This is a genomic window from Streptomyces sp. SAS_270 (assembly GCF_052543295.1).
Genome location: NZ_JBMNDS010000047.1, coordinates 24,596 through 48,167, shown reverse-complemented (window position 1 = coordinate 48,167; position 23,572 = coordinate 24,596). Strand labels below are relative to the sequence as shown.

25 protein-coding genes are annotated in these 23,572 nt (G+C 72.5%); 16 read left to right on the top strand and 9 right to left on the bottom strand.

From position 1 onward, the window contains the following. The first annotated feature begins 3 nt into the window (after positions 1 to 3). From ACN6LB_RS27610 to ACN6LB_RS27570, 9 genes are all read left to right on the top strand, one after another. Positions 4 to 1,110 (top strand): segregation and condensation protein A, encoded by a 1,107-nt coding sequence (locus tag ACN6LB_RS27610; RefSeq protein ID WP_445028258.1) that lies wholly within the window; start codon positions 4 to 6, stop codon positions 1,108 to 1,110. Beyond that, the gene (gene scpB / locus ACN6LB_RS27605) at positions 1,107 to 1,757 is read left to right on the top strand and encodes an SMC-Scp complex subunit ScpB (RefSeq protein WP_445028257.1); all 651 of its coding nucleotides are present in this window, start codon (positions 1,107 to 1,109) and stop codon (positions 1,755 to 1,757) included. The genes ACN6LB_RS27610 and scpB overlap by 4 nt, the downstream gene beginning before the upstream one ends. An 11-nt stretch (positions 1,758 to 1,768) precedes the next feature. Continuing rightward, positions 1,769 to 2,926: a pseudouridine synthase gene (locus ACN6LB_RS27600; RefSeq protein WP_356140779.1), complete on the top strand. Its 1,158-nt coding sequence runs from the start codon at positions 1,769 to 1,771 to the stop codon at positions 2,924 to 2,926. Between the two features lie 127 nt (positions 2,927 to 3,053). Beyond that, positions 3,054 to 4,022, top strand: a complete 969-nt coding sequence (locus tag ACN6LB_RS27595) for a sigma-70 family RNA polymerase sigma factor (protein ID WP_445028256.1) — start codon at positions 3,054 to 3,056, stop codon at positions 4,020 to 4,022. Continuing rightward, complete coding sequence (locus ACN6LB_RS27590; protein WP_445028255.1) at positions 4,019 to 4,624, top strand: TIGR03086 family metal-binding protein; 606 nt, start codon at positions 4,019 to 4,021, stop codon at positions 4,622 to 4,624. The genes ACN6LB_RS27595 and ACN6LB_RS27590 overlap by 4 nt, the downstream gene beginning before the upstream one ends. 60 nt (positions 4,625 to 4,684) lie before the next feature. After that, complete coding sequence (locus ACN6LB_RS27585; RefSeq protein ID WP_445028254.1) at positions 4,685 to 6,106, top strand: MFS transporter; 1,422 nt, start codon at positions 4,685 to 4,687, stop codon at positions 6,104 to 6,106. A gap of 115 nt (positions 6,107 to 6,221) precedes the next feature. Beyond that, entirely contained in the window at positions 6,222 to 6,980 is a 759-nt protein-coding gene (locus ACN6LB_RS27580) for an NUDIX hydrolase (RefSeq protein ID WP_445028253.1), read from the top strand. Further along, positions 6,977 to 7,999 carry an ADP-ribosylglycohydrolase family protein gene (locus tag ACN6LB_RS27575; protein WP_445028252.1) on the top strand — a complete coding sequence of 341 codons (1,023 nt, stop codon included), beginning with the start codon at positions 6,977 to 6,979 and terminating at the stop codon, positions 7,997 to 7,999. The genes ACN6LB_RS27580 and ACN6LB_RS27575 overlap by 4 nt, the downstream gene beginning before the upstream one ends. Before the next feature lie 3 nt (positions 8,000 to 8,002). Then, positions 8,003 to 8,764, top strand: coding sequence for a nucleotidyltransferase domain-containing protein (locus tag ACN6LB_RS27570; protein WP_445028251.1), 762 nt, complete (start codon positions 8,003 to 8,005; stop codon positions 8,762 to 8,764). Here ACN6LB_RS27570 and ACN6LB_RS27565 read toward each other — a convergent pair. The 4 genes from ACN6LB_RS27565 to ACN6LB_RS27550 form a co-directional block, all read right to left on the bottom strand. Next, entirely contained in the window at positions 8,690 to 9,433 is a 744-nt protein-coding gene (locus ACN6LB_RS27565; protein ID WP_445028250.1) for a nucleotidyltransferase domain-containing protein, read from the bottom strand. The genes ACN6LB_RS27570 and ACN6LB_RS27565 overlap by 75 nt on opposite strands. Positions 9,434 to 9,455: 22 nt before the next feature. After that, a complete protein-coding gene (locus tag ACN6LB_RS27560; protein WP_445028249.1) occupies positions 9,456 to 9,860 on the bottom strand; it encodes a Rieske (2Fe-2S) protein in 405 nt (134 codons plus the stop codon). Then, the gene (locus ACN6LB_RS27555) at positions 9,857 to 10,441 is read right to left on the bottom strand and encodes a DUF6529 family protein (protein WP_445028248.1); all 585 of its coding nucleotides are present in this window, start codon (positions 10,439 to 10,441) and stop codon (positions 9,857 to 9,859) included. The genes ACN6LB_RS27560 and ACN6LB_RS27555 overlap by 4 nt, the downstream gene beginning before the upstream one ends. Before the next feature lie 81 nt (positions 10,442 to 10,522). After that, positions 10,523 to 11,191 (bottom strand): hypothetical protein, encoded by a 669-nt coding sequence (locus ACN6LB_RS27550; protein WP_445028247.1) that lies wholly within the window; start codon positions 11,189 to 11,191, stop codon positions 10,523 to 10,525. Between the two features lie 246 nt (positions 11,192 to 11,437). On the opposite strand from ACN6LB_RS27550, the gene aroH reads away from it, so the two are divergent. From aroH to der, 5 genes are all read left to right on the top strand, one after another. Further along, complete coding sequence (gene aroH, locus ACN6LB_RS27545; RefSeq protein WP_356140757.1) at positions 11,438 to 11,800, top strand: chorismate mutase; 363 nt, start codon at positions 11,438 to 11,440, stop codon at positions 11,798 to 11,800. Continuing rightward, a complete protein-coding gene (locus tag ACN6LB_RS27540) occupies positions 11,797 to 12,882 on the top strand; it encodes a prephenate dehydrogenase (RefSeq protein WP_445028246.1) in 1,086 nt (361 codons plus the stop codon). The genes aroH and ACN6LB_RS27540 overlap by 4 nt, the downstream gene beginning before the upstream one ends. 172 nt (positions 12,883 to 13,054) lie before the next feature. Beyond that, a complete protein-coding gene (gene cmk / locus ACN6LB_RS27535) occupies positions 13,055 to 13,750 on the top strand; it encodes a (d)CMP kinase (RefSeq protein ID WP_445028245.1) in 696 nt (231 codons plus the stop codon). Next, positions 13,708 to 14,433, top strand: a complete 726-nt coding sequence (locus ACN6LB_RS27530) for a lysophospholipid acyltransferase family protein (protein WP_356149443.1) — start codon at positions 13,708 to 13,710, stop codon at positions 14,431 to 14,433. The genes cmk and ACN6LB_RS27530 overlap by 43 nt, the downstream gene beginning before the upstream one ends. A 77-nt stretch (positions 14,434 to 14,510) precedes the next feature. Next, positions 14,511 to 15,983, top strand: coding sequence for a ribosome biogenesis GTPase Der (gene der / locus ACN6LB_RS27525; RefSeq protein WP_445028244.1), 1,473 nt, complete (start codon positions 14,511 to 14,513; stop codon positions 15,981 to 15,983). 60 nt (positions 15,984 to 16,043) lie between these two features. Here the strand turns inward: der and ACN6LB_RS27520 are convergent, their stop codons facing one another. Then, positions 16,044 to 16,499, bottom strand: coding sequence for a hypothetical protein (locus ACN6LB_RS27520; RefSeq protein WP_445028243.1), 456 nt, complete (start codon positions 16,497 to 16,499; stop codon positions 16,044 to 16,046). A 187-nt stretch (positions 16,500 to 16,686) separates the two neighbouring features. Beyond that, positions 16,687 to 17,457 (bottom strand): hypothetical protein, encoded by a 771-nt coding sequence (locus ACN6LB_RS27515; protein ID WP_356140651.1) that lies wholly within the window; start codon positions 17,455 to 17,457, stop codon positions 16,687 to 16,689. Between the two features lie 537 nt (positions 17,458 to 17,994). Between ACN6LB_RS27515 and ACN6LB_RS27510 the strand changes: the two genes are divergently transcribed. After that, on the top strand, positions 17,995 to 18,684 hold the full coding sequence (locus ACN6LB_RS27510; RefSeq protein ID WP_445028242.1) for a transglycosylase family protein: 690 nt from the start codon (positions 17,995 to 17,997) through the stop codon (positions 18,682 to 18,684). A 128-nt stretch (positions 18,685 to 18,812) separates the two neighbouring features. Beyond that, a complete protein-coding gene (locus ACN6LB_RS27505) occupies positions 18,813 to 19,535 on the top strand; it encodes a transglycosylase family protein (RefSeq protein ID WP_445028241.1) in 723 nt (240 codons plus the stop codon). On the opposite strand, the gene ACN6LB_RS27500 is transcribed toward ACN6LB_RS27505, so the two are convergent. From ACN6LB_RS27500 to ACN6LB_RS27490, 3 genes are read right to left on the bottom strand one after another with little or no spacing between them, the layout of a single operon-like run. Continuing rightward, on the bottom strand, positions 19,429 to 20,157 hold the full coding sequence (locus tag ACN6LB_RS27500; RefSeq protein WP_445028240.1) for an ATP-binding cassette domain-containing protein: 729 nt from the start codon (positions 20,155 to 20,157) through the stop codon (positions 19,429 to 19,431). The genes ACN6LB_RS27505 and ACN6LB_RS27500 overlap by 107 nt on opposite strands. Then, the gene (locus ACN6LB_RS27495) at positions 20,154 to 22,973 is read right to left on the bottom strand and encodes an ABC transporter permease subunit (protein ID WP_445028272.1); all 2,820 of its coding nucleotides are present in this window, start codon (positions 22,971 to 22,973) and stop codon (positions 20,154 to 20,156) included. Before ACN6LB_RS27495 ends, ACN6LB_RS27500 begins: the two co-directional genes overlap by 4 nt. After that, the gene (locus tag ACN6LB_RS27490) at positions 22,973 to 23,464 is read right to left on the bottom strand and encodes a hypothetical protein (protein ID WP_445028239.1); all 492 of its coding nucleotides are present in this window, start codon (positions 23,462 to 23,464) and stop codon (positions 22,973 to 22,975) included. Before ACN6LB_RS27490 ends, ACN6LB_RS27495 begins: the two co-directional genes overlap by 1 nt. Positions 23,465 to 23,572 lie beyond the last annotated feature (108 nt).

Genomic DNA, 23,572 nt, shown 5'->3' with positions numbered 1-23,572 from the left:
GCCATGACCTCGAACGACGTCCCCACCCCCGCTCCCGGCTCCGCCGGCCGTAGGCGTGCGCTGGGGCGGGGGCCCGGGGCGGTTCCCCCGCCCGAGGGGGGCGCGCCCGAGCCGCCTGTGGTGGAACCTGGACCGCCTGTGGTGGAGCCCGAGCCGCCTGTGGTGGAGTCCGAACCGCCTGTGGTGGAGTCCGAACCGCCGCCCGCGGATCCCATGCCGCCCATCCCGCCGGTGGCGGAGAGCGAGTCCCCCGGGGCGAGCGAGTCTCCCGTCGAGGACGACTCCTCGCCTGCCGCCGGCGACGGTGTCTTCAAGGTTCGCCTCTCGAACTTCGAGGGGCCCTTCGATCTGCTCCTCCAGCTGATCTCCAAGCACAAGCTCGACGTCACCGAGGTCGCCCTCTCCAAGGTGACCGACGAGTTCATGGCGCACATCCGGGCGATGGGGCCGGACTGGGACCTCGACCAGACGACGGAGTTCCTGGTCGTCGCCGCCACGCTGCTGGACCTCAAGGCGGCGCGGCTGCTGCCCACCGCCGAGGTGGAGGACGAGGCGGATCTGGCGCTGCTGGAGGCCCGGGACCTGCTGTTCGCGCGGCTGCTGCAGTACCGGGCGTACAAGCGGATCGCCGACATCTTCAACGCCCGCCTCGACGAGGAGGCCCGCCGCTACCCCCGGACCGTGGGCCTGGAGGCCCATCACGCCGAGCTGCTGCCCGAGGTCGTGATCAGCATCGGGGCGGAGGGGTTCGCCAAGCTCGCCGTGAAGGCCATGCAGCCGAGGGCCAAGCCGCAGGTGTACGTCGATCACATCCACGCGCCGCTGGTGAGCGTGCAGGAACAGGCCGGGATCGTCGTGGCGCGGCTGCGGGAGCTGGGGGAGGCCAGCTTCCGGACGCTCGTCGAGGACACCGACGACACCCTCACCGTCGTGGCCCGCTTCCTCGCCCTGCTGGAGCTGTACCGCGAGAAGGCGGTCACGCTGGACCAGGAGGACGCCCTCGGGGACCTGATCGTCCGCTGGACCGGTGGGGAAGGCGGGGACCAGCCGAGGGTGACGGACGAGTTCGACCGGCCCTTAGAGGACGCCAAGGAGGAGAAGAAGGCGTGAGCGAGCAGATCAGTGAGGCACCGGCGGGCCCGCGCACCGTCGCCGACCTCGACCTCAAGCCCGCCCTGGAGGCCGTCCTCATGGTCGTGGACGAGCCCGCGACCGAGGAGCACCTCGCGAAGATCGTGGAGCGGCCGCGGCGCCAGGTCGCGGACGCGCTGCGGGAGCTGGCCGACGAGTACACGGTCCAGGGGCGCGGCTTCGAACTGCGGCTCATCGCCGGCGGCTGGCGCTTCTACACCCGCCCCGAGTACGCGGCGGCCGTGGAACGCTTCGTTCTCGACGGCCAGCAGGCCCGGCTCACCCAGGCGGCCCTGGAGACCCTCGCGGTCGTCGCCTACCGCCAGCCGGTCAGCCGCAGCAGGGTCTCGGCGGTCCGCGGAGTGAACTGCGACGGCGTGATGCGCACCCTCCTGCAGCGCGGTCTGGTCGAGGAGGCGGGCGCGGAACCCGAAACAGGTGCGATCCTGTACAGGACGACGAACTACTTTCTGGAGCGGATGGGCCTGCGCGGTCTGGACGAACTCCCGGAGCTCGCGCCCTTCCTTCCCGAGGCGGATGCGATCGAGGCCGAGACACAGGAAGGTGTTCCGTCGTTCGACCCGGACGCTCCTGACGCGCCGGGTGAAGACGACGCAGACGACTAGACGGAACTTTGATGCGAAGCAGTAGCGGCAGGAACAGCAGCGGAAACAACGGCGGGAGCCGTGGTGGCAACAGCGGCGGCCGCGGCGGGAGCAGCGGTGGCCGCGGTAACTACCGCGGTGCCGGGAACGACCGCGACGACAAGCAGGGCGGCCGGCCGGCGGCCGGTGGAGGGCGCGACGACAGGCCGAAGCGCGCCGGAAAGCCCCGTCCCGAGGAGCGTCGTTACGACGTGGGCCCCGGCGCCACCCACGAGGGCCCGAAGTCGGGGCGCGGCAACGCGGCCCGCGGCGGCGCCAAGGGCGGCCCCAAGCAGGGGCAGCAGCGCGGCGGACGTACGGCTCCGGCCCGTTCCCGCGAGCTGGAGGCGCGGACCGAGGAGCGCAACCGCGACCGGTACGCGGGCAAGGCGGACATCAAGCCGCCCAAGACGTTCCCGGGCGCCGAGCAGGAGGGTGAGCGCCTGCAGAAGGTGCTCGCACGCGCGGGCTACGGCTCGCGGCGTTCCTGCGAGGAGCTGATCGAGCAGGCGCGCGTCGAGGTCAACGGCGAGATCGTCCTGGAGCAGGGCATGCGCGTCGACCCGGAGAACGACGAGATCAGGGTCGACGGGCTGACCGTGGCCACGCAGTCGTACCAGTTCTTCTCGCTGAACAAGCCCGCCGGTGTCGTCTCGACCATGGAGGACACCGAGGGCCGGCAGTGCCTCGGTGACTACGTGACGAACCGCGAGACGCGGCTCTTCCACGTGGGCCGGCTCGACACCGAGACCGAGGGTGTGATCCTGCTCACCAACCACGGCGAGCTGGCGCACCGCCTGACCCACCCCAAGTACGGCGTGAAGAAGGTCTACCTCGCGCACATCGTGGGCCCGATCCCGCGCGACCTGGGCAAGCAGCTCAAGGACGGCATCCAGCTGGAGGACGGGTACGCGAAGGCGGACCACTTCCGCGTCGTCGAGCAGACCGGCAAGAACTACCTCGTAGAGGTGACCCTGCACGAGGGCCGCAAGCACATCGTGCGCCGCATGCTCGCCGAGGCCGGCTTCCCGGTCGACAAGCTGGTGCGTGTCTCCTTCGGCCCGATCACCCTGGGAGACCAGAAGTCGGGCTGGCTGCGCCGCCTGTCCAACACCGAGGTCGGCATGCTGATGCAGGAAGTCGACCTGTAGTCCGACCCTGCGCCCCGACTCTCACAGTCCCAGCGCGCGCGCGTCGGCCGGTTCCGGATTTTCTCCGGGACCGGCCGATTCGTTTTCGCCGCCCCGCCGGTCTGTACCGGTGACGAAGGGAGCGGCCATGACCGCGACGACGGACCGCGACGAGTTCGTACGGCTGACGGAGACGTACCGACGGGAGCTCCTTGCCCACTGCTACCGGATGCTCGGCTCGGTGGACGACGCGGAGGACCTGGTGCAGGAGACGTATCTGCGGGCCTGGCGGTCCTACGGCGGATACGAGGGCCGTGCCTCGCTGCGCACCTGGCTGCACCGGATCGCCACGAATACGTGTCTGACGGCTCTGGAGGGCCGGATGCGCCGTCCGCTGCCCTCCGGGCTCGCAGGGCCCTCAGACACGCCTGAGGAGCCTCTGAGGGCCCCTGCGAGCGACGTGCCGTGGCTGCAGCCGCTGCCCGACGCGCTCGTCGACCCGGCGACCGTCGTGGCGGCGCGCGGCAGCCTGCGGCTCGCGCTGGTCGCCGCGCTGCAGCACCTCCCTGCCCGCCAGCGGGCCGTGCTCATCCTGCGGGACGTGCTGGCCTGGCGGGCCCCCGAGGTCGCCGCGCTGCTCGGGACCTCGACGGCCGCCGTCAAAAGCAGCCTCCAACGCGCGCGTGCCCGCCTCGACGAGGTCGCTCCCGACGAGGACCTGGTGACCGAGCCCGACGTCGCGGGGGACCGCGAGCTGATCGACCGCTATGCGGCGGCCTTCGAGCACGCCGACATGGACGCCCTGCTCGACCTGCTCCAGGACGGCGCCGAACTGGAGATGCCGCCCTACTTGGAGTGGTTCAGCGGCAAGAAGGACGTCATCCGCTTCCTGGCCGCCCGGGTCGGCGGGCCGGGACGCCTGCGGATGGTGCCAACCCGGGCCAACGGGCAGCCCGCCCTGGCGACGTACGAACGAGGCGCGGACGGCGTCTACCGGGCCTACTTCGTGCAGGTGCTCACGCTCGCCCCCGGCGGGCGGAACATCGCCCGGATCACCGCCTTCCTCGACGACCCGGAGCTCTTCGAGCACTTCCGCATGCCGCAGGTGTGGGCGTGAACTCCGGGGAGCTGCTGGAGCGTTCGCTCGCGTACGCGCTCGGAAGCGTCGCCACCGTGGTGCCCGGCAGCCTCGGGCGGGCCACCCCGTGCGCGCAGTGGGACCTCGGGGAGCTGCTGCGGCACCTCGACGACTCGGTGGACGCGCTGTACGAGGGGGTCGCAGGCGGAAGCGTCGGACTGTGCCCCGGGCGGGAGGCGGCCGATCCGGTGTGCGCGTTCCGGGAGCGTGCGGGCGCGCTGCTGGGCGCGTGGGCGGTCGCGGCGGGGGAGGTGCCGTGTGCCGACGCCCCGGTGGATGTCGGTGGACAGTCGCTGGAACTGGACGTGCTGGCCGCCGTGGGCGCCGTCGAGATCGCCGTGCACGGGTGGGACGTGGCCCAGGCGTGCGGGCGGCCGCGCCCGCTGCCGCCGGCGCTCGCCGCCGACCTGTTCCCCGTCGCGCGGTGCGTCGTCGCGGACGAGGACCGGGGAGTGCGCTTCGCCGAACCGGTCGGCGTGCAGCCCCGCTCCTGCCCCGGCGACCGGCTCGTCGCCTTCCTCGGGCGTCGGCCGGGTCCGCCGCGATTCCTTTCCGGGGCGGGGCTGGTCTGCCTTTCGTGAGGGAGCCCGTGATGTCACGGAACCTCCTTAAGTTTCCGTGTTCTCACGAAAGGTTCCGTCATGGCTGACACTGTGACCGTCCCGGTCCGCGGGCCCGCCGAACAGCAGGCGCCGCCACGACGCGCGTGGACCGTCGTACTGGCCGGGCTCGGCGCGTTGTTGTGCTCCCTGGACGTGGTGGTCGTCTCCACGGCGCTGCCCGCGCTGCGGGCCGACTTCGGGGCGAGCCTGTCCGATCTGGAATGGACGATCAACGCGTACAACCTCGTCTTCGCCTGCCTCACCCTGACGGGCGCCGCGCTCGGCGACCGGTTCGGACGGCGGCGGATGTACGTCCTCGGGCTCGCCGTCTTCACCCTCGCCTCGGCGGCGTCGGCGCTCTCGGGCGGGCCGGGTCAGCTGATCGCCGCGCGCATGGTGCAGGGCGCCGGAGCGGCGGTCCTGCTGCCGCTCACGCTGACGCTGATCAGCGACGCGTTCCCGGCCGAGAAGCGGGGCGTCGCCATCGGGCTGTGGGGCGGGGTGACCGGGGTCGGGGTGGCCGCCGGGCCGGTGCTCGGCGGGGCCGTCACCGAAGGCCTGTCGTGGCAGTGGATCTTCTGGCTGAACGTCCCCCTCGGGATCGCCATGCTTCCGCTGTCGGCGCTGAAGCTGCGTGAGAGCCACGGTCCGCGGCCCCAACTCGACGTCGTCGGACTGCTGTTGGCGGCGGTGGCGCTGACCGGGCTGGCCTGGGCGCCGGTGCGGGCCCCCGAGGCCGGGTGGGGGAGCGCCGAGGTGATCGGCGCGCTGGCGGCCGGGATCGTGTTCGTGGCCGCCTTCCTCGGCTGGGAGCGGTCCGCGGCCCGGTATCCGATGCTGCCGCTCGGCTACTTCCGGGTGCGCGGCTTCTCCACCGCGAACGGAGCGATCTTCCTGCAGCTGTTCTCGCTGCTGGGCGCGCTCTTCATGATCACGCAGCTCTTCCAGCTCGGGCTCGGGCAGTCGCCGCTGGAGGCAGGCGTACGCATCCTCGTGTGGACCGGGATGCCGCTTCTGGTCGCGCCGGTCGCGGGCGCGCTGGCGGACCGGTTCGGGAACCGGCCCTTCATGCTGGCGGGGCTGGCGCTCCAGGCGGTCGCCTACGCGCTGATGGCCTGGCAGGTCGAACCGGGGGTCGGCTACGGAGACCTGGTCGTGCCGCTGATCATCTCCGGGGTCGGCATCTCCATGGTCTTCCCCACCGCCGCGAACGCCGTGACCATGTCCGTGCCGGTGGCCGACGCGGGCGTCGCGGCCGGCGTCAACATGGCACTGCGCGAGCTGGGCGGGGTCTTCGGCATCGCCGTCGCGGCAGCCGTGTTCGCCCACTACGGCGGCTATGCCTCGCCCGCCGCCTTCGCCGACGGGTGCGGGCCCGCGCTGTGGGTCTCGGCGGGGGCTGCCGCGGCGGGGGCCGCGGTGGCGGCGCTCGCGCCGTCCCGCCCGGGCGGGACGGCTTAGCGAAAAATCCTTTCAACCACCGGAAGTTGAGCCCCTACGAGGCTTGTGCGAGCACGCCCGCCCTCTTTATAGTCGGAATGACTATTGGTCACACTGACCATTAAGGGGGGTGGGCGTGCTGACGCAGCAGGATCGCGCGCCCGGCGGCCAGGCGCCCGCCGGCTACGACAAGTACGCCTTCGAGCCCTTTGCCGTCACTGTCGACCTGGCCGTCCTGACCGTCCGCGCGGGCGTGCTCCAGGTGCTGCTCGTCGAACGCGGCCAGGAGCCGTACATGGGCCGCTGGGCGCTGCCCGGCGGCTTCGTGAAGCCGGACGAGTCCGCGGAGACCGCCGCCCTGCGCGAACTCGCCGAGGAGACCGGCCTGTCGGACATCTCCGGGCTCCACCTGGAACAGCTGAGGACCTACAGCGAACCAGACCGCGACCCCCGGATGCGGATCGTCTCCGTCGCCTTCGCCGCCCTGCTCCCGGACCCTCCCGAGCCGCACGGCGGCGGCGACGCGGCCCAGGCCCAGTGGCTGCGCTTCAACGCCCTCGGTCCGCTCGCCTTCGACCACGACCGCATCCTGGCCGACGCCCACGAACGCGTCGGCGCCAAGCTCGAGTACACCTGTCTCGCCACGTCCTTCTGCCCGCCCGAGTTCACCCTCGGCGAGCTGCAGCAGGTCTACGAGACCGTGTGGGGCACCGCGCTGGACCGCCCCAACTTCCGGCGCAAGGTCCTCACCACACCCGGCTTCGTCGAACCGATCCCGGGCGCCGCGCGGCTGACCGGCGGCCGCGGAAAGCCGGCCGCGCTGTACCGCGCCGGCGGTGCCACCGCTCTGCACCCGCCCCTGCTGCGCCCCACTTCGGAAGGACGGCCCTCATGACCACCACGACGCTCGCCAAGCGCGCCGCCACCGGAACACTGCTCGGCCTGGCCCTCGGTGACGCACTCGGCTTCCCGACCGAGTTCAACGACGTGCCGTCCATCCTCGCCAAGTGCGGGCCCTGGCGCACGATGGAGCTGCCCAGGCCCGCGTACGTCACCGACGACACGCAGATGACGCTCGCGCTCGCACGGGGGCTGCGCACGGCCACGGACCGCGGGCTGCTCGGGCCGCTGCGGATGGAGCGGCCGGTGCGCGAGGAGTTCGTGGACTGGTACCAGTCGCCCGACAACAACCGTGCGCCCGGCCGCACCTGCCTGGTCGCCTGCAACCTCCTCAAGACCGAAGGCCGCCCCTGGCAGGAGGCCAGCCAGATCAACTCCAAGGGCTGCGGCGCCAACATGCGCGTCGCCCCCGTCGGGCTCGTGCGGGGACTGAGCGACGAACAGCGCGCCGGCGCCGCCCAGTTGCAGGCCGCACTCACCCACGGGCACCCCACGGCGCTCGCCGCCTCCGACCTCACCGCGCACGCGATCCGGCTCCTCGCACAGGGCGCCGAACCGATGGGCCTGATCGGACAACTGCGGTCGTACGCCTACGAGAACCGCCAGCGCTACCACTCCCGCTGGCTCGGCGACCTGTGGTCCCGCAGTGAGGACCCCACGCCGGAGCACTTCATCGCCCGCGGCTGGGACGAGTGCCTGGAGGCTCTGGACCGGGTCCGGCACGCCGTGCGCACGGTCTCGCCCGAGACCGACCCGTGCCTGGCCACCGGCGAGGGCTGGATCGCCGAGGAGGCGCTCGCCACCGGCCTGCTGTGCTTCCTCCTCTTCGTCGACGAACCCCTCACCGCGCTGCGCCGGGCCGCCTGCACCTCCGGCGACTCCGACTCCATCGCCTGCCTGGCGGGCGCCTTCGCCGGCGCCTACCACGGCTCGGAGGCCTGGCCCACGGAATGGGCCGACCGCATCGAGTACCAGGGCGATCTCATGTCGCTGGGAGCGCTCTGGGACGCTTAGGGGATGACCGCCAGCGCCCTCGACCTCGACGACATCGACCTCGCGCCCGTGGTGGCCGAACAGCCCGATCCCGTGCTGTTCGCCACCGTCTCGGGGGCGCACCTCTACGGCTTCCCGTCGCGCGACTCGGACGTCGACCTGCGAGGTGTGCACCTGCTCCCGGCGGCCGAGTTGCTCGGACTGCGCGAGCCCGAGGAGACCCGGTCGCGGATGTGGGACCGGGACGGGGTCGAGATGGACCTGGTCACGCACGACCTGCGCAAGTTCGTACGGCTGATGCTGCGCCGCAACGGCTATGTGCTGGAGCAGCTGCTCTCGCCGCTGGTCGTGCACACCACCGACACGCACCGGGAGCTGGCGGCGCTCGCGCCCGGCGTCCTCACCAGCCATCACGCCCACCACTACAGGGGGTTCGCGGGCACCCAGTGGCGGCTCTTCGAGAAGACCGGTGAACTCAAGCCGCTGCTCTACACGTTCCGTGTGCTGCTGACCGGCATCCACCTGATGCGCAGCGGCGAGGTGCAGGCCCATCTGCCCACCCTCGTCGAACAGGTCCCGGCACCGGCGTACCTGCCGGAGCTGATCGCCGCGAAGGCCGAGCGGGAGCACGGGGAGGCGGGCGTCGGCCACGCGCGCGTGCAGGACGACGTGGAGCGGCTGCACGCCGTGCTGGACGACGCGCAGGAGGCCTCAGCGCTGCCGGACGCCCCCGCCGCGTACGACGCCCTCCACGCGCTCGTCGTCCGGGTCCGCCTGGAGGGCTGAGGCGCGACGGGCGCGGACGAGGAAGTCCTCCACGCGCGCGTGGTCGGGCTCGGACGGCAACGGGCTCGCGGCCGCCGCGCTGTCCGTCTCCGCCGCCAGACGTGACATCCAGGACTCGACCCGCGGCCAGGGGACCTCGCCGCGCTTGACCGCCAGCAGCGGTTCGCGCTGGTCGCCGACGTCGATCGTCAGCTCACCCGTGCGGAGCAGGTCGCGGCAGCTCATCAGGAGGCGCAGCAGGTGCATCGCGTGCTTCCAGCGCGGGGCGCCGTGCGTGCGGACGTCCGCGTCCAGTTTCTTGCGCTGGCCCAGTGCGTAGCGCGCGAACGTCTCGTGGGCCTGACGTGAGAGGAACGCGCCGCGCAGGGCCAGCAGTTCACGGCCCGTGTCGTCGACGTACTCCACCAGCGGGGAGTGCAGGCACTCCAGGACGTTCGGGTTCGCGCGCAGGGCCAGCTCGCAGAAGCGCTCCAGCTCCCAGCTGAACTGCTCCTCGGCCGGTCCCTCCACGTGCGTCGGCGGCTTCTCGAAGCGCCAGAACAGCGCGGTGGGCGCCAGGAACACCCCGCGCCGGTCCGTGTCGCTGCCGTCGGTGGCCAGACCGAAGGCGCGCGACCCCATGACACAGGAGTAGACGGTGTGGTCGCGGACCAGGTCGGTTGCGGGCATGGGCGCGAGCGTACGTGCCCGCTCACGCCAGGTTGATCGAATTTCCCTTCACCGTGATCTCCTTGGCGGGCAGCGGCTTCGGCGCCGGACCGCCGGCCACCGAACCGTCCGCGATGCGGTACTTGCTGTGGTGGCAGGGGCATTCGATGATGCCGTCGGAGACGGTGCCCACCGTGCAGCCCTGGTGGGTGCAGACCGCCGAGAAGGCCTTGAAGTCGCCCTTCTTCGGCTGGGTCACCACGACCTTCTCGTCCTTGAAGATCTTGCCGCCGCCGACCGGGATGTCGGCCGTCTTGGCGAGCTCCTGACCGCTGGAGGCGTTCGCGGCCGATTCCGAGGAGTTGTTGTCGCCGTACTTGCTGCACCCGCAGACCAGCGCGGCCGCGCCCGTCGCGAGAACCGTGCGACGCGTCGAGCGGTGGGTCATGTCGTCACTCCGAACGTGCGGAAGAACCAGAGGGCGGACGTCAGCCAGAGGACCGTGAGAACGGTGAAGACGAGGCCGCCGACGATCGGCAGCAGCCAGCCGGGAAGGCGCTCCGAGCGGAGCAGCAGCATCTTGGCACTGAAGGCCCCGAAGAAGAAGCAACCCAGGAGCGAGTGCCACAAGACGCGCGTTTCGTACGTCTGATAGCCGAACGCGTACAGACAGTGCACCGCGACCGGGACCGCGACCAGGAAGGCGATCCGGCCCGACCAGCGGTGCAGCACCGCCGCCCAGCTCGGCCCCGGCAGCTTCCCGTACACCATGAACGCGGAGACGAGCTGGACGAGCGCGAAGGCGAACGCGATGGTCGCCAGCCACGACTTCACCGCGCCGGTGCTGCTGAACCCCGCGAGGTTGAAGGCGGTCCCCGCCGGGTCGTGCACCTTCCCGTACGCGCCGAGGCCCACCGCGACCGCGGCGGCGACGAGGGCCGGGACGAGATAGCGGGCCGCGCCGGGACGGCGGTGGGCGGGCTCGGGGGACGGGAAGCCCTGGGTGGCTGCGTTCGGATCGATGCTCATCGCCGACTCCCTGCGTACGTCGGGTGCACGGTCATGTTCGACTCCCTGGCGGAGCGGAAGAGGTGTCAGGGGCTGGGACGGTCAGGGCGTGACCGGGCGGGCCGTGAGCTGCTGCCCGTCGACGGTCACCGCACCCGTCGCCGGGTCGATCTTCGGCGCGGCCGCGGGCTCGCCGTCGCGGTCGACGATGCCGACCTGCCGGCCGCCCGGCAGCACGATCCAGCCGCCCTCGATCTTCGCGCCGCGCACCGTGGCCGTCGCCCGGTACAGCCCGGACGGCTTGACCGCCTTGTCGGCGGTGAACCCGTAGTGGCCGCCGGCGATGTCCACGGTGCCGCGGATCAGCTTGTTGTTCTTCAGGGTGCCCGTCAGCGCGGCGCCGTCTTTGCCGGTGAGCTTCATGGTGCCGTCGTCCTTGACGTCACCCTTCAGCCAGGACTCCTTGTCGTGGCCGTCGCAGAAGTACGCGATGCCCTTGCCGTCACGCAGCGAGACGGCGACCGCGGAGGAGTCGTCGTCGGTGCGTCCCGCGTAGTCCGCGTTGGGGACGGGAGGCTTCGACGGGGACAGGCTGGGCGGCGGTGTGGTCTTGGCGGGCGGGGAAGTCGGGCTCGGCGACTTGGTCACACCGGACGGTTCCTCCCGGTACGTCGACGCGCTCTTCGTCCCTGTCGTCGCATTGAGCGACAGCATGAACAGGCCGAGCAACAGTCCTGCGAGAAGGGTGAACAGCGGTCCGGGACGCTTCATACGGGCCTCCCCCGAGGCGAGTCTTCTGCCATGAGAGCGGACCGACGCCCCCGCGTCCAGTAGCGCACTGGGGTGTTCTGCCCTCAAGTAGCGGAATAGGGACATTCAGGTGACATTGTCGTGAGTCCTCGGCCTCCCGGACGGCTGTCCCGCCGTCTCGGCAGGCGGGCGCCGCGCACCGGCCCGGTGCGGCCTGACTACGCTGGTGTGACAAGCAGCTTCCGTACATCAGCAAGGAGCATCACCGTGGCGGTACGAGCGGTCCGGGGCGCCGTCCAACTGGAGCGGGACGAGGCCGGGCACATGGACGAGCAGGTCAGCGAGCTGCTCACCGCCGTCCTGGAGCGCAACGGGCTCACCACCGACGACCTGATCAGCATCTGGTTCACGGCGACGCCCGACCTGCACAGCGACTTCCCGGCGGCGGCCGCGCGCAAGCTCGGCATCGTCGACGTACCGCTGATCTGCGCCCAGGAACTGGACATCGAGGGCGCGATGCCCCGGGTCGTACGGATCCTCGCGCACATCGAGTCCGATCTGCCGCGCTCCGAGATCGCCCACGTCTACCTCGGGGCCGCGGGCGCGCTGCGCAAGGACATCGCCCAGTGAGAACCGCACTCGTCATCGGAACGGGGCTGATCGGCACGTCCGCCGCACTGGCGCTCGTCTCGCGCGGCGTCGTCGTCCACCTCGCCGACCACGACCCGGAGCAGGCCCGCACGGCCGCCGCGCTCGGCGCCGGCACCGACGAGGCGCCCGAGGGGCCCGTCGACCTCGCGATCGTGGCGGCCCCGCCCGCCCATGTGGCCGCCACGCTCGCCGACGCCATGCGGCGCGGCGCTGCCCGTGGCTACCTCGACGTGGCCAGCGTCAAGGGCGGCCCGCGCCGCGAGCTGGAGGCGCTCGGCCTCGACCTCTCCTCGTACATCGGCTCGCACCCCATGTCGGGCCGGGAGAAGTCGGGCCCGCTGGCCGCGACCGGCGACCTCTTCGAGGGCCGCCCCTGGGTCCTCACCCCCACCCGGGACACGGACACCGAGGTCCTGAACCTCGCCCTGGAGCTGGTCTCGCACTGCCGCGCCGTGCCCGTCGTGATGGACGCCGACGCCCACGACCGCGCCGTCGCCCTCGTCTCGCACATGCCCCACCTGGTGTCCAGCATGGTCGCCGCACGCCTGGAGAACGCCGAGGAGGCGGCCGTACGCCTCTGTGGCCAGGGCATCCGCGACGTCACCCGCATCGCGGCCTCCGACCCCCGGATGTGGATCGACATCCTCTCCGCGAACCCGGGCCCGGTGGCCGACCTCCTCGCCGACGTCTCCGCCGACCTCGACGAGACCGTCCAGGCCCTGCGCGCCCTGCAGTCCTCCGACGAGGCCAAGCGCCGCGAGGGAGCCACCGGCATCGAGGACGTCCTGCGCCGCGGCAACGCCGGCCAGGTCCGCGTCCCCGGCAAGCACGGCTCCGCCCCGCGCGCCTACGAGATCGTCGCCGTCCTCATCGACGACCAGCCCGGCCAGCTGGCCCGCATCTTCGCCGACGCGGGAATGGCCGGGGTCAATATCGAGGACGTACGCATCGAGCACGCCACCGGACAGCAGGCGGGCCTGGTCCAGCTCATGGTGGAGCCGAAGGCGGCCCAGGTACTGAGCACGGCGCTGCGGGAGCGCGGCTGGGCACTGAGGGGCTGAACAGCCCGTCCGGCGTTTGAGGACGAGGCCGTCCAGGCCGATACGGGGGTCCGGGGGCGGAGCCCCCGCGGCAGTGGGCGTACAGGGCGGCACGAGGCGCCCGGTAACCTTGTGCAGGGCACCCTCCGTGCCCACCGCACCCACCACCCCGCACCAGGAAGGTGTCCCCACCGTGGAAAACGGCGCCGCCCGGACCGCCCCGGCAGTGATTGTCGCCATCGACGGCCCCTCCGGCACGGGCAAGTCGAGCACCTCGAAGGCCGTTGCCGCGCAGCTCGGCCTGAGCTACCTGGACACGGGGGCCCAGTACCGGGCGATCACCTGGTGGATGGTGAGCAACGGCATCGACGTCACGGACCGGAGCGCGATCGCCGACGCGGCCGGGAAGCCCGAGATCCTCTCCGGTACGGACCCGTCCGAGCCGACGATCACGGTGGACGGCACGGACGTCGCGGGCCCGATCCGTACGCAGGAGGTCACCTCCAAGGTCAGCGCGGTCAGCGCGGTGCCCGAGGTGCGTGCCCGGATCACCGAGCTGCAGCGCTCGCTCGCCGAGAACGCGGAGAACGGCATAGTCGTGGAGGGCCGTGACATCGGCACGACGGTGCTTCCCGACGCCGACCTCAAGATCTTCCTCACCGCCTCGCCGGAGGCGCGTGCCGCCCGTCGCAGCGGTGAGCTGAAGGGCGCGGACATCAACGCGACCCGCGAGGCCCTGATCAAGCGGGACGCGGCCGACTCCAGCCGCAAGACCTCGCCGCTCGCCAAGGCGGACGACGCGGTCGAGGTGGACACCTCCGACCTCACGCTCCAGCAGGTCATCGAGTGCGTCGTCACCCTCGTCGAGGAGAAGCGGGCCGCGAAGTGAGCCAAGCCGTGTCCGCCCCGTCGCTGCGGGGTGCCGAGGTCGGCCGCCGTATCGGCGTCGGCCTGATGTACGGCCTGTGGAAGCCGCGCGTCCTGGGCGCCTGGAAGGTCCCCGCGACCGGCCCGGTGATCCTGGCCGTGAACCATTCGCACAACATCGACGGCCCGATGGTCATGGGCACGGCACCCAGGCCCACACACTTCCTGATCAAGAAGGAAGCGTTCATCGGCCCGCTCGACCCGTTCCTGCTCGGCATCGGGCAGGTCAAGGTGGACCGCACGACCGCCGACCGCACCGCGATCACCCACGCCCTGGGCGTGCTGGACAACGGCGGCGTCCTCGGGATCTTCCCGGAGGGCACCCGAGGCGAGGGCGACTTCGCGTCGCTGCGGGCCGGGCTCGCGTACTTCGCCGTGCGCGGCGGCGCCCCGATCGTCCCGGTCGCGGTGCTGGGAAGCACGGAGCGGCGCGGACGGTTGATAAAGGGGCTGCCTCCGCTCAGGAGCCGGGTGGACGTCGTCTTCGGCGACCCCTTCGAAGCGGGCGACGGCAGCGGACGGCGCACGCGCAAGGCCCTCGACGAGGCGACCGTGCGCATCCAGAAGCAGCTCACCGCGCACCTGGAGCACGCCAGGCGGCTGACCGGTCGCCCGGAAAACGCCGGGCGCTCCACCGAGCACTAGGCGACACTTGAGTAGTGGATCTCCCGATATCCGGGCGTTCCACCGATCACCACGATGAACGACGAGGTACGGACTTCATGAACGACCAGATTCAGCCCGACGGCTCGGCACACGAGCACGGGGCACTTGGCGATGCCGAGTTCGCGGAGTTCATGGAGCTCGCCGCGGAGGAGGGCTTCGACGCCGAGGACGTCGAGGGCGCGATCGACGAGGCGGGCCACGGCCCGCTGCCCGTCCTCGCCGTCGTCGGCCGTCCGAACGTCGGCAAGTCGACCCTGGTGAACCGCATCATCGGCCGCCGCGAGGCCGTCGTCGAGGACAAGCCGGGCGTCACCCGCGACCGCGTCACCTATGAGGCCGAGTGGGCGGGCCGCCGCTTCAAGCTGGTCGACACCGGCGGCTGGGAGCAGGACGTCCTCGGCATCGACGCGTCCGTGGCCGCGCAGGCCGAGTACGCGATCGAGGCCGCCGACGCGGTCGTCTTCGTCGTCGACGCCAAGGTCGGCGCCACCGACACCGACGAAGCGGTCGTACGGCTGCTGCGCAAGGCCGGCAAGCCCGTCATCCTGTGCGCCAACAAGGTCGACGGCCAGAGCGGCGAGGCCGACGCCTCGTATCTGTGGGCGCTGGGTCTCGGCGAGCCGCACCCCGTCTCCGCGCTGCACGGCCGCGGCACCGGCGACATGCTGGACGCCGTCCTGGAGGCGCTGCCCGAGGCCCCGGAGCAGACCTTCGGTACCGCGGTCGGCGGTCCTCGCCGCATCGCGCTGATCGGCCGTCCGAACGTCGGCAAGTCGTCGCTGCTGAACAAGGTGGCGAACGAGGACCGCGTCGTGGTCAACGAGATCGCGGGCACCACCCGTGACCCGGTCGACGAGCTCATCGAACTCGGCGGCGTCACCTGGAAGTTCGTCGACACGGCGGGCATCCGCAAGCGGGTCCACCTCCAGCAGGGCGCCGACTACTACGCCTCGCTGCGCACGGCCGCCGCTGTCGAGAAGGCGGAGGTCGCGGTGATCCTGATCGACGCCTCCGAGTCCATTTCCATCCAGGACCAGCGCATCGTCACGATGGCGGTCGACGCGGGCCGCGCGATCGTCCTCGCCTTCAACAAGTGGGACACCCTCGACGAGGAGCGCCGCTACTACCTGGAGCGGGAGATCGAGACCGAGCTCGGCCAGGTGGCCTGGGCGCCGCGGGTGAACGTGTCCGCGCGCACCGGCCGCCACATGGAGAAGCTCGTCCCCGCGATCGAGACGGCGCTGGACGGCTGGGAGACCCGTGTTCCGACGGGCCGGCTGAACGCGTTCCTCGGCGAGCTCGTCGCCGCCCACCCGCACCCGGTCCGGGGCGGCAAGCAGCCGCGCATCCTCTTCGGCACGCAGGCGGGCACCAAGCCGCCGCGGTTCGTCCTCTTCGCCTCCGGCTTCATCGAGGCGGGCTACCGGCGCTTCATCGAGCGCCGGCTGCGCGAGGAGTTCGCCTTCGAGGGGACGCCGATCCACATCTCCGTGCGGGTGCGCGAGAAGCGCGGCAGCAAGAAGAAGTAGCGGTGCCGGCGGTACCGACGACGAAGCGGGGGGCTCCCCAGGGAGCCGCCCGCTTCGTGTTCAGAACCCCCGGCGCGGCCCGGGAGGCAGCGCGGCGGGGATGTGGTGCATCCCGGTGGGGTGCTGTCGCCCGCTTGTCTGCCATACGGCGGTCGCGGTGGCCGCGTGGCCGGCTCCCGTCTCGGAGCGGGTGGCGAGGTGGCCGGTCGCGTGCTGGGCGGCACCGTGGCGTGCGTTGTACGCCCCCGCGCTGTACGCGCTGAAGGAGTTGAACGAGCCGCCGCTGTACGAGCCGCCGTACGCACTGGCACCGTGCGGAAGGCTCCCGAAGGCCGTGAAGCCGAGCTCCTCCTCGCCGTGGCGGTCGCCGGGCAGCGCCCTGAAGGATCTGACCCACTCCTTGTAGAGCGCGTCGTAGATCGGCGTGGCCGATGGGCCCCCAGGGGGGTCTTGAGCCGGTCGCGAGGACAGGACCGGCTGGAACGACTGGCGGCGGGGGACGTCGTATGCGTGCACGTAGGTGCCAACGACCCCGCCGCTCAACGGATGCGGCCGCCGTCCCGGTTTCGCAGGTCACCCGGAGTGTGCCCGGCGCCCCGCGAGCCCGCGCGCGAGCCCCGGCTCGGGCGGGCGGGCGTGACGCGGGGCGGGCGCGCACCCTGCACCCGGCCGGAGCAGTGCGCCCGCCCGCCGACGCGACCGCTCAGGTTCCCGCGAGCGGCATCGCGCTTCCTACCAGCTTGCCGTTGGCCGCGGCCTTGTCCAGGGCGTCGCGCAGGAGGTCCTCGCGGGGCTGGCGGCCGATGGAGCCCACGGGGGCCGCGAACAGCAGGACCTGCTGGTGCTTGTTGGCGGCGGCCCGCCAGCTCTCGGTGACCTGGAGCGCCTGGTGGGCCTGCCACCAGGCGACGGGCGAGCCGCCGCCCGTGCCGGGCTGCAGCACGGCGTGCAGCTGGCCCATGGCGAGCAGCACGGACCAGCCGTGCAGCACCGGTGGCGGCGAGTTCAGCTCGGTCAGCGGCATGAAGCCCTGCTCGATGAGCAGCGGCAGGAAGTCGTCGCCGATGTCGGTCGAGCCGGGCCGCACGATCGGCCCGGTCGGCTCGACGACGAGCGCCGGATGCAACTCCCCGGCGATCAGGACGAGTCCGCTGGTGACACCGAGCACGGCCTGTTCGGGGCCGGTGTTCGCGGGCCCGTCGGCGGAGATGGAGCGGACGGCGCCCTGGAGCTGCTCCTCGGTGACCTGGACGACCTGCGAGGGCAGGCAGGTGGCGTGGGCGAACGCGAGGACGGCGGTCTCGTCGCCGATGAACAGGACGGTGCTGGTGCGCTCCTGTTCCGAGTCGCCCTGGGTGCGGCAGGACGTGCAGTCGTAGCTGCCGGGGGCGTTCTCTCCGGCGAGCAGCCGGTCGGCTTCTTCGTCGCCGATCTCGGCGCGTACGTCGTCGCCGACGTCGAGCATGCGCGGCACGGGTGGCTCCTCGGGATGCGGTGCGTGGCGATGCCGGGTGGCTCCCGGCCCATGAAGCCGGTGGCCCCGGCTCATGAAGAAGACAACGGGTGATCTGTGGCCGGAGTCACGCCCGAGAGCGAACGGAATCGAACCATCCGACGCACAGGGTGAACCCGACCGCGGAATCCGTCACTCCACGCCAACTCGTAGGAGTTCCAAGGAAGTTGGTTGCGTGAAGTGGGTCACAGATCACCAGGGCGACAGGTCGACAAATCCGGATATCAGTGAATGAAGTGGGTGGCCGAAAATCGCCGATACCCACGGTAACGGCTAACTGGCCTGGAATGACAAGGAGTTGGTTGATATCGGACCGCCCGGCTCCCTAGATTCCTCGGCCGTGTGCAACGAGCACCGCTCGGGATCGTCCGCCGGCCGCACCACAGCCAGCTCGCAGCACAGCCTCCGGCGGACGGGGCGGAGCGCGACGACCGCGTCCTACGCGACGGGAGCCGCGCCCCGCCTTGGGGGACCCCGGGTACGTCGAGAGGGAAATACATGTCCGCATGTGCCGAGAACACTCGTCAGCCCAGTAAGGCTCGTACGGCTCGCACGACTCGTACGACGGCGGTCCTCGCCGGCGCGGCACTGCTCGCCCCGCTCGGACTGCTCGCCGCGACCGGCAACGCCGCCGCGGCCGACAGCGGAGTGTGGGACCGCATCGCCAAGTGCGAGAGCGGCGGGAACTGGCACATCAACACCGGCAACGGCTACTACGGAGGACTCCAGTTCTCCGCGGGCACCTGGCGTGCGTACGGCGGAGCGGCCTACGCGTCGACCGCCGACAAGGCCTCCAGGTCCGCGCAGATCGCCGTCGCCACCAAGGTCCAGCGCGCACAGGGGTGGGGCGCGTGGCCCACCTGCTCGGCGCGCGCCGGAGCGTACGGCGGCGCGCCCGCCTCCTCGGGCGGCTCGGCCGGCTCCGGCTCGGCCACCACCAAGTCCGCCCCCGTGAAGACGCACAAGTCCGCTCCCGCGAAGACGAAGCCGTCGAAGACGCCGGCTCGTTCGCAGGGACACGCCGACCGCGGTACGTCCCGCGGCAACTACACCGTCCGCAGCGGTGACACGCTGAGCACGATCGCGGCACAGCACGGGACCACCTGGCGGAACGTCTACGCCGCCAACAGGGCCGTCATCGGCGGTGATCCCGACCTGATTCTGCCCGGGCAGCGGCTCGCACTCTGAGCCCCGCTCCTCCCGCCCCCGGGCAACGGCGCCCCATCCGGTCCTCCGACCGGGTGGGGCGCTCGCGGGGGCGGGCGCGGCTCGACGGACGGCCGGGGCGGGCTGCATAGCGTGGGCCGATGTACCCCATGTCGACGAGCAAGCGCGTTCGGTACGCGGCCGTGGTCGCCGCCGCCCTGACCGTCCTCGCCCCCGCCCGGGCGAGCGCGGGGGCACCACCGCCGCCGCTTCCGGGCCCCCAGGCGGGCCGTGTCCCGTACGACTGCGTCGAGGACCAGTGGCCCTGGGGCTGTCTCGCCGAGTGCGAGAGCAGCAGGCGCTGGGACGCGAACACCGGCAACGGCTTCTACGGAGGGCTGCAGTTCTGGCAGCCCAGCTGGGAGGGTTTCGGCGGTCTCGCGTACGCCCCGCGCGCGGACCTCGCCTCACGCGCGGATCAGATCACGGTCGCCGAGAAGGTCCTCGCCGCCCAGGGGTGGGAGGCGTGGCCCGTCTGTTCCAGGAGGTACGGGCTGGCGGGTCGCATGCACGTGGTGAAGTCCGGCCAGACGCTGTCGTCGATCGCCCGCCTGTACCAGGTGAAGGGCGGCTGGCGGGCGTTGTACAAGGCCAACGAGCAGATGGTCGGGCCGCATCCGGACCGGCTGAACCCGGGCACGCTGCTGCTGATCCCGAAGGGGTCGGGTGTCCCGAAGGACACGGCAGCCGCCACCGGGGCAGGCGCGTCCAAGAGCCCGGCCACGGCTATGGGCCCTGGAGGCGTCCAGGCCTCGTCCCCGGCCCTGTTCGGCCCGCCCCTCTCTCCCCTTCCGCCCCTCGCACCCGCCTCACCTCTGCCGCCTCTCCGCTGAACACGACGGCACCACGGCGCAGTTCATGGACGTACGTCGTCCGGCCCGCGGACGCCCGCAGGCCGGGCGGCAGCCGCTGCTCGGCGATCACCACGCAGGCGTCGAGGCCGCTCAGCAGTTCGTACGTGCGGGCCGCCACCGCCGGCGACATGCCCTGCGTGGGTTCGTCGACGAGCACCACGCGCGCGTGTGACAGCAGGGCGCGGGAGAGCGCGAGCATGCGCTGTTCGCCGCCGGAGAGGGTGCCCGCGCGGCGGGGGAGCAGCGGGCGCAGTGGGGGGTAGGAGTCGAGGGCGAGGTCGAAGGAGCGCGTCCCCGAGGCCAGTTCGAGGTTCTCGCGGACCGTGAGGGAGCCGAAGACGGCCCGGCGTTCCGGGACGAGGCACAGGCCGCGGCGGGCGCGTTCGTACGCGGGCAGCCGGGTCACGTCGGCGCCGTCCCAGACGACGGCACCACCGGACAGCGGGAGCGTCCCGGCCAGGGCGCGCAGTGCGGTCGTACGGCCGGAGCCGTTGCGGCCGAGCAGCACGGTGAGGCCGGGGCCCGGGGCGAGGAGGGTCACGCCGTGCAGGGCCTCAAGGGGGCCGTAGCGCACGCGCGCGCGGCGCAGGGCGATGCTCATCGGCCGGTTCCTGTCTCGATCGTCGGCTCGCCTGCCGTCTCGATCGTGCCGAGTGTCTCCAGTACGCGGTCGGCGGGCCCGGAGGCCACGATGCGGCCCGCGGCCATGACATGCACCGTGTGGGCGAGGTCGGCGACCAGGTCGAGGTCGTGCTCGACGACGAGCAGGGCCATGCCGTCCGCGGCGAGGGCCCGCAGCAGCCGGGCCAGTGCGGTGACTTCCCTGCTGTCGAGCCCCGCGGCCGGTTCGTCCAGCAGCAGCACCCGTGGGCTGCCGGCGAGCGCCCGGGCCAGTTCGACACGCCGCAGGGTTCCCGTCGGCAGCTCCGCCGCGGGCAGTGTCCGTAGCGGCCCGTCGAGGTTCAGCAGCCGCAACGCTCGCTCCGCGGCGCCCCGATCGGTGACGCGGCCCTGCTCGGCCCCCACCCGTACGTTTTCGGCCACGGTCAGCGACGGGAAGACGGCCAGCTGCTGAAAGGTCCGCGCCACCCCGAGCCGCGTCCGCGCATGCGCCGCCCGCCGCGTCACCTCCCGCTCCCCGAGCAGCACCCGCCCGCTGTCGGGCCGCACGGTCCCGGCCAGACAGTGGAACAGGGTGCTCTTCCCGGCCCCGTTGGGTCCTACGACCGCGGTGATCCGCCCCGCCGGGACGTCGAGGTCGACACCGTCCAGTGCGGTGAACCCGCCGTAAGTGACGTGGAGTCGGCGAGCCCGCAGGAGGGGGTGCAGGGCGGACGAGGCGGCCGGCACCCGTCCGGCCGGGCCCGGCCGCGCCGCAGGGCGCCCCGGCGCGGCGGCACCCTCGGAACTCCTCGGCTGCCCCGTCCCGTCGGGCTGCGCCGTACCGTCCGCGCTTGGCCCGCTCAGGGCTTCACCGGCGCTGCGCGACTGCGTCGGCTGCGGCGTCCCACCCTCGCTCCGGACCGCCCCGGCCCCGCTGCCGTGATCGCCGATCCCGGCTCCCGCGGCCCCCAACCGCCTCCGCGCCTGCGCACCCACCGGCGTGAGTGCCACTCTCCGTCGTAGTCGCAGGCGGGACGCCGCCAGGCGCAGGGCCTCGTAGGGGCCGCCGGGGAAGCGGCCCACCAGGACGGCGAGAAGGCCGATCGAGGCTGCCGCGACGCCCCCGCGGGTGCCCGCGTCGAGGCCGACGAGAAGGGCCGCGGCGGCCAGGGCGCCCAGGACACTGTCGGCGCCGAGGACGACGATCGCGGCGAACCAGAGGAGACCGCGGACGGGGTCGTAGGCACCGGGGTCGAAGGCGCGCAGGCCCATGCCGAGCATGCCGCCGCCCAGGGCCGCCAGCGCGGCGCCCGCCACGAACGCCGTCAGTTTCAGGGCCGGGACGCGTACTCCCGCCGCCGAGGCGCCCGACTCGTGGTCCCGCATGGCTGCCAGGGCTCTGCCGGTGCGGCCGCGGCGCAGGGCGCGGGCCGCGAGCAACGCCCCGGCCAGGAGGGCGAGTTCGAGGACGTAGTACGCGCGGTCGCCGTCGAAGCCGGTGGGGCGGTCCAGGGAGAGGCCCGCCGTGGCGTACGGCTGGGCGAAGACGAAGCGGCTGACACCGACGCCCACCGCGAACGTGGCGAGGGCGAGGGCCAGGCCGTGGCGGCTGATCGCGGGCCGGCCGGTCAGGACGCCGAGGGGGGCCACCAGCACCACCGCCAGGGCCAGCGCGGCCAGTTCGGGCAGGCGCGGCAGGCCGGGGAAGCGGCCCGCGGCGAGCAGGGCCGTGAAGAGGGCGCCCAGGCCCGCGTACGCCGCCTGGCCGAGGGAGATCTGGCCGCCGCGGCCGGTGACGACGACCAGGGACAGCAGCACCACGCCGAGCGCCGGGACCTGGACCGAGGTGTGCAGGTCCGAGCCCGCGAAGCCGAGCGGGAGCAGGAAGAGGACCACGGCCACGATCCACGCCCCCGGCGGCGTGGGCACGCGGGCCGTCGCCGTGCGCGGGAGCGCGTCGCGCGTGCCGATGCCGGGCAGGACGAGGGCCGCGACGAGCAGGGCGACCACGAACAGGTTGGCGCCCACGGCCTGGAACAGCGGTTCCGCCCAGCCCGACGGATGCAGACGGGTCAGCTGGCTCTGCGCGACCGCGATGCCCAGCGCCGCCACGACGGCCACCGGCAGGCTGCGCATCCGGGCGGCCACCGCGACGGCCATCACCTCCATGACGAGCAGCGGCATCCCGTACGGGTCCAGGCGCACGTACGGGGCGAGCAGCACACCCGTCAGGCCCGCCGTGAACGAGCCGAAGGCCCAGCCCGCCGCGGCCACCCGGTCCGCGTCGATGCCGCCGAGCACGGCGAGCGAGCGGTCGTCGACGACCGCGCGCAGTTCCCGGCCGAAACGCGTCCAGCGGGTCACGGCCCCGACACCGGCGGCCAGGACGACCGCCACCGCCAGCTGCCCCCACGGATCCGCCGACACCAGCGTCGGCGCGTCCGCGCGCGCACCGGGTCCCCACACCAGGGCCGCCCCGCCCACCAGCAGCACGAACAGCCCGATGGAGGCCACCAGGGTCTGCGCGGGATCACTGCCCAGCACGGACAGCGGTCGGAAGACGAAGCGCTCCAGGACCACGCCGATCGCCGGAGCCACCACGAGCAGTGTCACCGCGGCCCCGAGCGCGAGCGGCCAGTGCCACTCCACCGTGAACTGCCGCAGCACGTACGCGCAGACCATCGCGATCGCGCCGTGCGCGAAGTTCAGGACGCCCGTCGCGCGGTGCGTCACGATCAGGCCGATTCCGGTGAGCGCGGCGGCGCTGCCGACCGAGAGACCGGCGAGCGTGAGGTCGTACGTCAGGGACGCCATCACCGACCCGGACGCCCGGGGCCGGTCGCGGGCGGTTCGCAGATGGGGCACGGCCCGAGGTCCCCGCCCCCAAGGACATGCGAGTCCACCGGTACGGCCTCGGCCTTGCCGGCGACCAGCGGGCAGTCCGCGCGGTGCCAGAGCGTGCCGCCCGGCACCATCAGCAGCTCCCCGCTGGTGGCCACGGGTTCGGCGGCCGGCTGCCCGGACTCCTCGCCGTCGGCGGGTCCGGCCGCCACCAGCAGGCCGTACAGCTCCTCCACGCGCGCCGCCGCCAGCGCGTTCCTGCCGTGCGTGAGCAGCACCGCGCCCGCGATGATCAGGGCGGCGCCGGGCACCGTGCAGGACGCGAGGTAGGGCAGCTGCCGCTCCGCGTACCGCTCGCCCGAGATGCCGTACCAGCCGATGACGCACAGCACCGCGCCGGTGGCGAGCGCCGCCCACCCGGCCCAGAGGACGGGGTGCACGGTCCGCAGTCGAGCTGTCCGCATCCGGGGCTCCCACATGTCGGGTCTCTGTCCGGCCCTTCCAAGTCCACCGATGGACTTGCACTATGCCTTCTGCAAGCTGACCCTGAAAGCACCGGGCGCACTTGGCCC